At 69.1% G+C, this 11721-nt stretch carries 9 protein-coding genes, 1 tRNA gene and 1 pseudogene; 1 reads left to right on the top strand and 10 read right to left on the bottom strand.

The features are described from left to right. Positions 1 to 192: 192 nt before the first annotated feature. Positions 193 to 267: transfer RNA gene (locus ABT403_RS37540), tRNA-Cys, on the top strand. A 159-nt stretch (positions 268 to 426) separates the two neighbouring features. Here the strand turns inward: ABT403_RS37540 and ABT403_RS37545 are convergent. The 10 genes and pseudogenes from ABT403_RS37545 to ABT403_RS37590 form a co-directional block, all read right to left on the bottom strand. Further along, on the bottom strand, positions 427 to 903 hold the full coding sequence (locus ABT403_RS37545) for a hypothetical protein (RefSeq protein ID WP_344155445.1): 477 nt from the start codon (positions 901 to 903) through the stop codon (positions 427 to 429). Then, positions 900 to 1391, bottom strand: coding sequence for a hypothetical protein (locus tag ABT403_RS37550; RefSeq protein WP_344155448.1), 492 nt, complete (start codon positions 1389 to 1391; stop codon positions 900 to 902). The genes ABT403_RS37545 and ABT403_RS37550 overlap by 4 nt, the downstream gene beginning before the upstream one ends. Positions 1392 to 1748: 357 nt before the next feature. Next, a pseudogene (locus ABT403_RS37555) lies at positions 1749 to 2699 on the bottom strand (tyrosine-type recombinase/integrase); the annotation flags it as partial. A 48-nt stretch (positions 2700 to 2747) separates the two neighbouring features. Continuing rightward, the gene (locus ABT403_RS37560; RefSeq protein WP_344155454.1) at positions 2748 to 3431 is read right to left on the bottom strand and encodes a hypothetical protein; all 684 of its coding nucleotides are present in this window, start codon (positions 3429 to 3431) and stop codon (positions 2748 to 2750) included. Beyond that, positions 3428 to 5782, bottom strand: a complete 2355-nt coding sequence (locus tag ABT403_RS37565) for a hypothetical protein (protein WP_344155457.1) — start codon at positions 5780 to 5782, stop codon at positions 3428 to 3430. The genes ABT403_RS37560 and ABT403_RS37565 overlap by 4 nt, the downstream gene beginning before the upstream one ends. A gap of 17 nt (positions 5783 to 5799) precedes the next feature. Continuing rightward, complete coding sequence (locus ABT403_RS37570) at positions 5800 to 6228, bottom strand: hypothetical protein (RefSeq protein WP_344155460.1); 429 nt, start codon at positions 6226 to 6228, stop codon at positions 5800 to 5802. 38 nt (positions 6229 to 6266) lie between these two features. Then, positions 6267 to 7478, bottom strand: a complete 1212-nt coding sequence (gene mycP, locus ABT403_RS37575) for a type VII secretion-associated serine protease mycosin (protein ID WP_344155463.1) — start codon at positions 7476 to 7478, stop codon at positions 6267 to 6269. A gap of 9 nt (positions 7479 to 7487) precedes the next feature. Continuing rightward, complete coding sequence (locus ABT403_RS37580; protein WP_344155466.1) at positions 7488 to 8855, bottom strand: WXG100 family type VII secretion target; 1368 nt, start codon at positions 8853 to 8855, stop codon at positions 7488 to 7490. Beyond that, positions 8855 to 9310: a DUF2563 family protein gene (locus ABT403_RS37585; protein ID WP_344155469.1), complete on the bottom strand. Its 456-nt coding sequence runs from the start codon at positions 9308 to 9310 to the stop codon at positions 8855 to 8857. The genes ABT403_RS37580 and ABT403_RS37585 overlap by 1 nt, the downstream gene beginning before the upstream one ends. Positions 9311 to 9385: 75 nt before the next feature. Next, a complete protein-coding gene (locus ABT403_RS37590; protein WP_344155645.1) occupies positions 9386 to 11692 on the bottom strand; it encodes a xanthine dehydrogenase family protein molybdopterin-binding subunit in 2307 nt (768 codons plus the stop codon). Positions 11693 to 11721 lie beyond the last annotated feature (29 nt).

Genomic DNA, 11721 nt, shown 5'->3' on the forward strand with positions numbered 1-11721 from the left:
TCCGAAGCGAGAAAGGCCTCCAATGGGGCGGCAGACCACTACCCGCCGCGGCCTGACTTCCCAACCCGGCAAACCTTCCCGGTCACAGCACTAGGTCCCACGTCCTGTGTGAACGCCGCATGGCAGTCGCATTGCATCCCCGCCGCCCGCCTTCCGCGGCGCTCCGGACCCCCGTACGTTCTTCCTCAGCAAGGCCGTGTGCCCGAGTGGTTGAGGGACTCGCCTGCAAAGCGAGTTACGCCGGTTCGATTCCGGTCACGGCCTCCAGGGTCTGACCAGGCCAAACGAAGGGGATGCACCCTAGTTAGGGGGGCATCCCCTTCGCCGTCCGTCTCACTTCCCGTCTCAGTTGGCCGCTGCAGGGCTCACACGCCTCCCCTGGGCTCCGTACGGTCATCTGTCAGAGCGCAGGCAACCAGCACTTACTCAAGGAACCTGCGCCTGCGAAGCAGCGTTCGTTGCCCTCCGCGCGGTGTCCGCGACCATTTTCATGGCCTCGTTGTCATGGCGCCGCAGGATGCTAATAACCGCCATGGAGATAAGACTTGGACCGCAAAGCAAAGAGGCAAGCCACCAAGCATCCTTGGCCACGTAAACTCCACCGGCCAGCATGGCAACACTCAAAACTGCACCAACAACAAGGCTGGTGATACGGAATCGATGATTGCGTATCTCACGCGCTTCACGCGTCTGCCGTTCAGCCCGCTTCTCCTGCATATCCAAGTGCTTTAGGCGAACCTGATGCTCGCGCTTCAATTGCGGCTCAAGAGCTGCCAGCGCAACCTGAAGCTGCTCGGGTCCACCGAGCGCCTGTCCCCACTTCATTGCGATCTCAAGTCCGGCGGACAGCAGGGGATCGTCCCCCCTCGGCACTGGAGCCACGCTGTTGTTCTCGATGCTCACTGCTCCGCGCCTCCACCGCCGCGACCAGCTGGTTCATAGTCCATCGCCGACGGCTCGGGAGGCGGGCCGAGGAGCAGAAAGAGTCGAGCAAGCGTATGGTCAATTGTTTCTTCTGCCGCCAGCACAGCCTCATCCCGCTTGCTCTGCTCAAACACGCTACGAAGGGAACTGTTAGCTTCCCGCGCCCAAGCAAGGCCCGAGAGAGAGCGCCAAATATCCTGACCCAGACGATTCACAAAGGGTCGCCGCTCAACATCCACAGCAAGTCCACGCAGTCGACCGATAAACTCCTCGACCGCTTCAACGAGCCCCCGCTCATCCTCAACCACCGCGGCACCCTCCCGGAGAATGCCATATCCAGTAAGGAGGAGACGAATTCCTTCCGGCGTACGATCCTGGCGCGAGTCACTCAAGCGATTAAGGATCACCACCCCGGTTGCGAACCACTTTCGCACATGGTCTTGATATTCCGGGTCGACCCAGCCCACGTCTAGGCTCGGGCTTGGAGGATCGACAAATGCGGCCCTAATAGCGTCGCGGCGCCTCTGCCGATCGGCAGCGAGGTCGACCGGACGACCACGGACGGCCACATCGCGCCTGGCCATCCTCACTGGCGCCTCTGTTCCCTGCTGGTCCTTTTTGCCGAGCCTGCGGAAAAAGCCCATGCGTCCCCCTGCACCTGACTTGTCGTTAGCCTAGCGATACCGTGCTCGCTGGGGGAGGTCCTTGCGGCAAGAGCTGGCACTGCCTTCTTGATCGCCTGGTGGGCGGCGGCGGCACCCCGCATAGCGGTCTCGCCTCACCCGGAGAGCACACCGCTGTCCAGCCACGACGTGTCAACCCGCCTAATCTGCACCGTCGCCTGCTGCATCGTCGGCTGCCCAGATCAGGGCATCGACCTGCCCAGCGATGCTGCTTCGTACGCCGTCCACCATGTGTTGGTATCGAGCGGCCATGGCTGTCGTCGACCACCCCATGAGACCCATGACCGCGCGCTCAGGGACCCCGAGGATCAGCAGCACCGTCGCGGCCGTGTGCCGGGCGTCATGCAGACGTCCGTCTCGGACGTTCGCCTCAGCCAGCAGATCCTTCCACTCGGCCCAGTCCCGCCGGTGGGACGGACTGCGGCCCTGTTCGTCGGGGAACACCAACCGGTTCTCCTGCCACCTCTTGGCCGCCGCCCGCTCCTTCTCCTGCCCCTTCAGGTGGTTGCGGAGCAGGTCCAAGAGTTGGTCCGGCAGACCGACAGCGCGGCGGCCCGCCCGGGACTTCGTGGTGGACAGCTCGGGGTTCGTGCGGCGCCGCTGGGGGCAGTAGCCGGCCGCCTTGCGTCCGCACGGCTCCGCGCACCCGTGGGCGTACTGCGGCCGATGGCGGCTACGACGGACCAGGAGGAAACCACCCTCAAGGTCGACGTCATCCCACTCCAGGCCCAGTACCTCCCCCTGGCGCAGCCCGAGGGCGAGAGCGACCGCCCACCGCGCCGAATTGCGGTGCTTCTCGGCGGCACTCAGGAGCCGCTTCACCTCCTGCACGCTGTAGGGCTCCACCTCGTAGTCCCCGTTGGCCTGCATCTTGGCGTAGAAGATCTCGATGTGTTCGGGCTTGAGCCTGTCGAGCCGGTGTGCCCCCAGGCCGGGGATCAGGTGCTTTCGAACAGCGAAGCGGTGCCCGACCACGGTGTTGTCGCTGACCGCCAGGGGCGCCACGTTCTCCACCCAGTGCGTCAGCCACGTCTTCGCCGTCCACGCCTTGCCCGGCTTCCGCACCTTCTTCGCCTCGCGCTGCTTCTCCACGGCCTCTAGGAGGGGGCGAGGGCCACCCGGGGATTCCCCGGGCGGCCCTCAGCCTGTGGGGAGGTCTTCGGCCCGGGCGGGCAACCCCCCGTCACCCACACACCGCAGCTCCTTGGCGACGGCCAGGGCGGCGGAGTGGGTGACGGCGAGGTAGTCGGGGCGGAGGACGGGGTCGCCTTTGCTGGCCTGCCAGCGGTCCTGGAACAGGAGCCTGATACGCAGAGGGATGTCCTGCGTGGAGCCGACGCGGGGGCTTACGCAGTCGTAGTCGAGGTAGACGATCTTTCGCTCGCGGGTGGAGACCCGCACGCCGCGATCGCTTACGCCCGGGAAGTCGGCGGGCTCCCCGGCGTTCAGGCTGTACGCCGTGAATCGCAATCGCGCTGTGTGAAAATAGGAGCTCGTCGGAACCGCTGAGATCTGGCAAGTCCGCGTGGGCATGTCACGGATGTTCACGCCGGACCGGTACGCATCCTCCATCGCCTGCGCGACCGCCCCCACGTCTGGGTTCAGCTCCTCATCCCGGGCCACGAAAATCGTGGATTCCAAAACTCTTTCCAGCGCCTTCCCACCTTGAGCAGGGAAGAGCCCAGCGCAGACCTGGGCGATAGACAGCTTCGGCGGTTCAGTGGCAAACAGCGAAGGTTTCGGGCTGCTAGAGGAGCAGGCTGCAGCTGCCACGCCGAGCATCACCAAGCCGACCAGCGGGTGGCCCACCCGCGCTCGGTTCAACCGGCTTCCTTGGTCTGTGCTTCATGGCCCTGCTGCCGCGCGATGGAGTTTCCCCGCGCGTAGCCAAGGCGCATGGACTCCTCAAAGTCGTTACCGAAAGCACTATTCGGATCGATGCCATGTCGATTCCGGAATGTGGTCATCGGCGCCTCCGCACTGTGTTCGCCAGCCTGGAACATCGCTTTGTTGGCATCGTGCGTAGCTCCGTCGATCTTGTCCTTGTGCTTCTCCTTGACGTCATCCGACCACTCGCCAATGACCTGTCCCGCCGCCTGTTCCACAAGGCCGGTACCGGTGTCCACGGCCAAGGGCACGACGACCGCCGCCGCGCCGGCCGCAGCGGCCGTGGCGGGCAGGAAGGCCACACCCGCCGCGATGGCGGCCGTGGTACCAAACTCAACCCAGGCTGAGCTCTGCTCGTGCGCCTTCTCGTACTCCTCGTGCCGATTCTCGCCGACGCCCCTGACCTGTTCCGCTCGGGACTCATCGAGGATGCCCTGCACCTCAGCACTGGTACGGATCGTCGCGCGAGCACGTCCCTCGTCGATGGTGCTGTCGTGAACCGCCTGGCTCTCTAGGACACTCGCCGAGTAAACGCGTTCCGCGCTGGAGACGGTGGCATAGGCGTCCGGGTGTTGTCCGAGCGCGGCGAGCAGATCGCGGGCGGCAGCGCGATCGAGGTTGGCGTGCGCTTGCCCGTCCTTCGCCCGCGAGGCAAAAACACTCTCGTCCCCCTTGCCATCCAGGCCCCGGTTGACATCGTCGACATAGCCGGCGGTCATGCGTCCCAGACTGTCCGCAAGGACCTCCTGGTGCTTGAGCAGCCCAGGGTCTCCGCCGTACTTGAGCGCCGCTGCTTCCATGACGTGCGCCCCGGCCTGCGTGCGGTGCAGCTCCGGGTTCGGGGCGTCCCAGGCGTGGCCCAAGGTCGCCGCTTCCAGCGCATGGCCCAGCGCATCGGGCATGTACTTGTCGGCCTTCGTCAGGTCGTCCGGGTTCATGCCCTCCATGTCGATCGTCGAGTGGTAGCTCTCGCTGGCGAAGAAGTCGAGGTAGCTGGTGATGGGTTTGCCCTTGGCGTCCTTCCCCAAGTCGAGCTTGCCTTCCCTGACCGTGCCGTCCCGGTTGTACACGGGCGGCGGGGGCTCGCGTTCGGGGTCGAAGAACTGTGCCGACGCCTCCGGGCTGTGCCCCAGGGCCTCCAGGAAGCTGACCACCGGGTCGTAGCCCGCCCCGTTGATCCCGGAGGGGTTCAGCATGTTCTTGCCGTAGCCGTTGAGCTGGCGGGAGCCGCCGAAGAAGTCCGGGTCCTTCGCGTGGATCTGTGTCGCGTGTTCGGCGATGGGGACCAGGAACTTCGGGTCGTAGTCGCCGTACCGCATGATCCCGCCGAGCAGCTGGTACCCGTACGGCGGGTTCTGGTCGTGGCGGGCGAGGGGGATCGGCTGGGTGCCCAGCCTCCGCAGTTCCTGCGCGTAGCCGTCCGGCAGGTGTGGCTCGGTGCCGGAGCTGGTGGCGGTGGCCAGGTTGAGGCCCAGGTTCCGCTGGAGTTCCTGGACGTCCTTCAGCCGCTGCTCGTCGAGCTTCCCGTACGCGTACGTGTCCGTCGCCATCGTGCCGAAGAACTCGAGGGCGCCCCTGGGGCCGAGGTTCCCGTAGAAGGCGGTGGCGAACTCCGGGACCTTCGCGTTGTCGGCCAGCAGCTCGTTGAGTTCTGCCAGCTCCGTGTGCGAGAGGCCGCGTCCCTTCCGGGCGAGGCCGGTCGCGCGGCCGGCCTGTTCGGCGGTGAGGCCCGCGTACTTCGGGGCGGTGAAGTCGTGGTCCTGGGAGACGTTCGCGTCGAGGAGGCGGGCGAGGGAACGGTCGACGTCCTCGCAGGCGTCGACGGCGGCGTCCACCTTCGCCTGCCACAGGGGGCGGTTGACGCGCAGGGACTCCTGGTAGTCGGGGTCGTGCCGGGCCGCCTCCCGGTCCGCCTCGGTGGGCAGCGGCAACGGCTCGACCTTCCCCTTGGCGTCCACCCGGAAGCCGGCCGCCGGGGCCTCCTCCTCGGCGATCTTCCTCAGCCGCTCGCGGGAGGCCCTGAAGGTGTCGTGGCCCTCCGAGAGGGCCCGGTGGATGCCCTTGGCCTCCTGGGCGGCGTCGCCGAACTCCTTGGCGGTCTTGTCGACGAACGGGCGCGCCACGCCCGCCGTGACCCCGCTCCATTCGGCCTTGTCGGACTTGGCCTTCATGCCGGTACGGGCGGTCTCGGCCAGGTCGGCGAGCTTGGCGGCCAGGGCCTGCCAGTCGCGGACGGCGGTGGCGAGCTTGTCGACGGGGGCGTTGAGGACGTTCTCGTAGGTCACCACGGCCGTGCGCCCCTTCCCTACCTGAGGTATTCGTCGATTTTGGAGGAGGTGAACTCGGCGTAGAGCCGCTGCTCGTCCTTGGCGTGGGAGGAGAGGGAGTAGTCGAGGCCGTTGGAGATCTGGGCGCAGGCGGCCACGAGGGTCTTGACCTGGGTCTCCCAGCGGCCGTTCGCCCTGGCCAGGGCGGCGCCGCTGGCGAAGCCCTCCCGGGCGAGGGCGCCGGCGGCCTCGGCGGAGGCGGTGGCGGCGTGGCGGCCGTCGGTCTGGAGGCGGGAGTGGAGCCGGTAGGCCTCGCTGCCGATGGCTCCGATGTGGTCCTGGTCGAGGGCGAGGTCGGCACCGGTGGCGCCGGTGGCCCCGCCGGAGGGCGGGGCGTGGTCGAGGCGCAGGGAGGCGTTGGCGGTGGCGGTGGCGCGGGCGGCGGACCATTCCTCTTCGAAGGACATCGCGTGCGGGTTCCACTCCCGTGTCGGTTCGGGTTCGGTCAGCGGCGGGGCGCGCGGCGGACGGCGGTGACGGCTCCGCCGATGAGGAGGCTTGCCGCGAGGCCGAGCCCGAGGGCGGTCCAGGAAGGGTCGGCGCTGCCGTCGCCCTTGTCTACCGGAGCGGCGGCCTGCGGCGCATGCGGGGGCGGGGTGTTTCCCCCGGGAGGGGGAACGGGGGTGGGTGGGGGTGCCGCTGCGGTTGCCGCTGCCGTTGCCTCTTCGGCTGCCGCGAGGTCGGGGAGTGGGGAGACGTCCGGCGGGCCGGGGTCGCCGGGGGAGGGCAGGGCGATGCGGGGGCGGACCACGCCGTAGCCGATGTAGTCGTTGCGCTGGGCGCCGTCTACGGGTTTGCCGGCGGTGTTGAGGAGGACGCGGAGGATCTGGTTGTTGGTCCAGGTGGGGTGGGCGGACCAGAGGAGGGCGGCGGAGGCGGAGGCCAGGGCTGTGGCGTCGCTCGTGCCGCTGCTGGTGCATAGCCCCGTCTCACGCGCACACGCCGTGACCAGGTCGACGCCGGGGGCTGAAATGTCGACCTGCGGCCCGTGCTGCGACAACTTGGCAGCAACACCGTCGTGATCTACGGCCCCGACACCCACCACACCAGGAGTCGCGGCCGGATAGAGGACCGAATTCGTTGTTTCACCGTCGTTGCCGACACTGGCGAAAATCAGCTTCCCCCTGGAGAGAGCGTATTTCACGGCGTCGGCCCGATCAGGATCGTCCTTGGACGTGACCAGGGAGACATTAATGATCTTGGCATCCGAGTCGGCCGCGTACCGAATCGCGGCAGTCCACGATGGGCTTGTTGTGCTGTACTCGTGCGGGACACGAATCGGAAGAATTTCGGCTCCAGGAGCGAGACCAAAGGCACCATCGCCACTTGGATGCCTTCCAGAGCCGGCGACTAGCGCAGCAATCGTGGTCCCATGCTTGTCATAGTCGGCTCGCTCGTCCCCTTTGTACTGTCCTCGACCTGCCGCAAAGTCCTTGCCGGGAAGAACTTGCCCCTCAAGTTCCGGAATCCGCTCGATGCCACTGTCGATCACAGCAACGGTGATCCCCTGCCCGGTACTGATCTTCCATACGTCATCTGCTTTCATCGCATCGAGATGCCACTGTTGCGCTCGGATGGTCTGCGCATGGGTCGGGGTAGCCGCCACCCCAACAAGGAGTGCGCCCACCAGGGCCGAAAGCGCCTTACGCGTACGCATCTGTTTCGCTCAGTCGATCACTGGGGGAACAAGATGACGGTTGCTCTGCCAGGTCTCTTCGTCCTCCAGAAGGTAGTCAGGGCGTTCACCCTCCTGGTTCCCGCGCCAGTTGGCCGCGGTCGATGCGCCCACTGCGCCAAGTACCGGCCCATTGCGCACGAGCCCCGAACCCCCTTGGGTGAAAGGCCGGCTCACAGCACCACCCTGTCGCCCTCCAATGACACCGCCCGGTTCCATGGCCATGCGGCGACCGACCGCCGATCCACCAGGGCTTCCCTGCGGACCTCCGAAGCAGCCGCCCAACGTTCCGGACATCGGGCGGCCTCCACCAGACTGTGGGCCCTCCGCTCCGATGACCGCGCCTGGTGGGATGTTCGCGCCGGAGTAACCAGCGGAACTCGGCCTGCCGCCGACAATTCCGCTCTCGCGCGGCGGAGCTGCGTTTCGCGCCACCGGCAGTGGGCCGACAGTTGACGTCAGCGACTTACCGGTCTCGGGAAGGGAAATCAGCGGGATCAACCCGTTGAGCGAATCCCCACCGGGCCGGGCAGGATCTGGCCCGACGGGCAAAGTGGCGGCTGAGTGCAGATTCCTGCCCGGGAGAGCCACAACATGGTCGAGATTCACCTCTGCCTCACGCCTGGAGGGAACCGGCTCGGGGGGTAACTCGAAGCGCGAAAGAGCATGTGGCGATGACCAATCGGAACCTCCAGAGGAGACATCACCACACGGACTGGACATGGGGCGTTCAGCACCGGCGGAACCGGGAATCACGTCATGCCCGCCGCCCCCACGAGCGCGGGAGAACTCATCGTGGCCCGCCCCCTTGGGCACGAACTCCCCCGGCGGCACTGGGAACGTCGGGGGTTCCGTTCTGTTGAGTTCCGTTGTCGACAGGTCGTACGACTGGGCCAGCTTCGTCAGTTGTTGGACCGCCCGGGCGTGGTCGGTCGTCAGTTTCGTGTGGGCCTTCTGGGACAGGAGGCGGGCGTCCGGGTCGTTGGGGTGGGGGGTGGTCGCGCGTAGGGTTTCGGCCGCCGTGGTGTCGTAGCGCGGGGTGTTGGCCCTGACCTCCACCATCGTCTGGGCCGCGTGCGTCAGCCAGCGGCCGCCCGCCTCGGCGTAGTCGCCCAGCGCCAGCGTCGCGCTGCCCGCGCGGCTCAGCCAGTCCTGGTAGGAGTGGGCCGCCTCGCCCTCCCAGCCCCGTACCCGGTGCCGCTTGAGGCTTTCGCCGATCTCGGTGATCGCCTTCGCCGCCTCCGTCAGCTGCGCGGCACGCGTCCTGACCGCCTCCGGGTCGAGGGAGGCGATCATCGCGAGGAGCTGTTCGTGCGAGTGGGCCTCGAAGTCCGTGGTCGTTCCCGTCGTCGGCGCCATCAGATCGTGCCCCCCGCCTGACCGTCCTGGCGCGCCAGCGGGTCGCGGGCCGGGACGTACTCCTCCTTCGCGTGCCTGACGAGGGCCCGCATCCGGGTGCGCGTCTCCTCGTCGACTCCCCCGTAGCCCTTGCCCGCCGTCAGGATCGCGATGCCGAGGGCCTCGATCTGGCCCGCCAGCCCCCGCGACAGCCGCTGGAGGCGGCCGTGGACCGTGTCGTACGCCGTGAACAGCGCCCGCGCCTCCGCGAAGCCCGTGCCGAGGGCGGGGGCAGGGAGGGTGTCGTGGGCGAGTCTGCGGGAGTCCGCCTCAGAGCCGTCCAGGGCTCTCAGCAGGGCGTCGACCCGGTTCTTGTGCGCCGTCATCGACTCGTACTCGACCTCCAGGGCCTGCGCCTGGCGCGTCAGCGCCTCCGCCACGCCCCCGGCGACATCCGCCCCGCCCGGTGATGTCACAGCGCCCCCCGTCCGTTACCGCGCCTTCCACCGCCAGTTTAACGGGCGGTGATGATGCGGATGCGGGGAGTGACGCTACGGTGCCGCGACCGCCGCCGACGGCCTGATCGGGATCCGGTTCACCGGGCGCCCCGTCGCCGCGCGCACCGCCGACGCCACCGCCGCCGGCGTCGTCACCACCGGGACCGCGCTCGCCGCCTTCGCGCCGAACGGGGCGACCACGTCCCGCTCCTCCACCAGCCGGACGATCCGCACCGCCGGGGCGTCCAGCGACGTCGGCAGGGCGTAGCCCGTCAGGTCGGGGTGGCGGACGAGGCCGGCGACCGAGCGGAGGTTCTCCGTCAGGGCCGCGCCCACGCCCTGGGTGACGCCCGCCTCGATACGGGCCTCCAGCTGGCGGGGGTTGAGGATGCGGCCGACGTCCTGCGCGACGGCCAGCTCCACCACCCGCACCGTGCCCAGCTCGATGTCCACGTCGACCACCGCGCGGATCGCGCAGAAGGCCAGGCCGACGAAGGCGTCGCCCTGCCCGTGCTCGTCCAGCGGCTCCGTCGGGTGCGGGCGGCACTGGGCCGTCGCCCAGAGCTCCTTGCCCTCTATGGCCTCCGCGACGGACATGGAGAACGCACCGTCGTACGAGGTGATCCGGCCGTCCTGGATCTGGAGGAGTTCGGTGGACATGCCGAGCTTGTGGGCCATGGGCTGGAGGAGCTGGGTGCGGACCATCTTCGCGGCCCGCTCGACGGCCCCGCCCGAGACCCAGGTGTGCCGGCCGTGGGCGGACGGGCCGGCGGGCGGCTGGTCGGTGTCCACGGGGGCGCAGGCCACCTCGTCGATGCCCAGCACCTCCTGGACGATCTGGCGGGCCAGCGTCGCGAAGCCCTGGCCGGTGTCGACGGCCGCGCAGATGACGGTGGCGGTGCCGCCGACCACCTTCACGGTGGCCGTGGAGACCTCGTCCGCGCCCTCCGCGCCGAGCATGTGGACCATGCCCACCCCGTAGCCGACCCCGCGCCGCACCGCGCCGGGCTCGCCCGCGCCCTCGGGGCCGCCGGGCAGCAGCCACTCCTCCTCCGGGGCGTCCTTCGGGAGGGAGGGGAGGGGGAAGTCGCGGACCGACCGGAGGAGTTCGGCGACGGGGGCCGGGCAGGTGACCGTCTGGCCGGTGGGCAGGAGGTCACCGGTGGCAAGGACGTTGCGCATGCGCAGTTCCGCGCCGTCGATGCCGAGGGCGGCGGCGAGCTTGTCCATCTGGCCCTCGTAGGCCGCGCAGACCTGCATGGCACCCTCGCCCCGGACGTGGCCCGAGGGGGGGTTGTTCGTACGGACCGCCCAGCCCTCCACGAAGGCGTGCGGGACGACGTACGGGCCGCACGCGAACGCCACCGCCGCCGCGAGGGACTCCGCGGAGGCGTCGGCGTAGGCGCCGGCGTCCATCAGGATCTGCGCCTCGACCTTGACCAGCCGGCCCTCGGCGTCCGCGTGGTGGCGGTAGCGCAGCAGGGTCGGGTGGCGGTGGGCGTGGCCGAGGAAGGACTCCTCGCGGGTGGCGGCCAGTTTGACCGGGCAGCCGGTGCGCAGGGCGAGGAGGCCGAGCGGGAGCTGGAAGGCGGGGTCCTCGCGGTCGGCCGTGGCGCCGGGGACGCCGGTGACGACGACGCGGACGCGGTCCGGGTCGAGGCCGAAGCAGGCGGCGGCGAGGTCGCGGTCGGTGTGCGGGTCGGTGGAGGCGGTGTAGAGCTCGACGCCGCCGTCGGGACGGGGCACGGCGAGGCCGGCCTCGGCGCCGATGGGGGCCGGGTCCTGGCGGCCGATGCGGTAGAGGCCCTCGACGACCACCTCGCCGGTCACCTCCGGGTCGCCGTAGCGCAGCGGGATGTGCCGGATCAGGTTGCCGTCCGGGTGGAGGGGGGCGGCGCCGAAGGACTGCTCGGGGTCGGTGACGGCGTCGAGGAGCTCGTACTCGACGGCGATGGCGGCCGCGGCGAGGCGGGCCGTGTCGGGGTGGTCGGCGGCGACGGCGGCGATGGGCTCGCCGTGGTGGCGTACGACGTCGTGCGCGAAGACCGGACGATCGGCGATGCGGCGGCCGTGGGTGGTGGCGCCGGGGACGTCGGCGTGGGTGATGACGGCGCGCACGCCCGGCATCTCGGCGGCGGCCGAGGTGTCGATGGAGCGGATGCGGGCGTGGGCGTGCGGGGAGCGCAGCACGGCGGCCCACAGCAGGCCCTCGGCCCACAGGTCGGCGGCGTAGGGGAAGGTGCCCTCGGTCTTGGCGCGGGTGTCCGCCGAGGGGACGGAGACGCCGATGCCGCGCACCGGGCGCTGCTGCTCGCCGCCGCCGTCACCATCGCCGTCGGCGCCGACATTGAGCGTCGCCATGGTCATGGTGGTGGTGGTCGTGGTCGTCG

The organism is Streptomyces sp. NPDC000075, from assembly GCF_040301925.1.
In the GTDB taxonomy this organism is placed as follows: Bacteria; Actinomycetota; Actinomycetes; order Streptomycetales; family Streptomycetaceae; genus Streptomyces; species Streptomyces polychromogenes.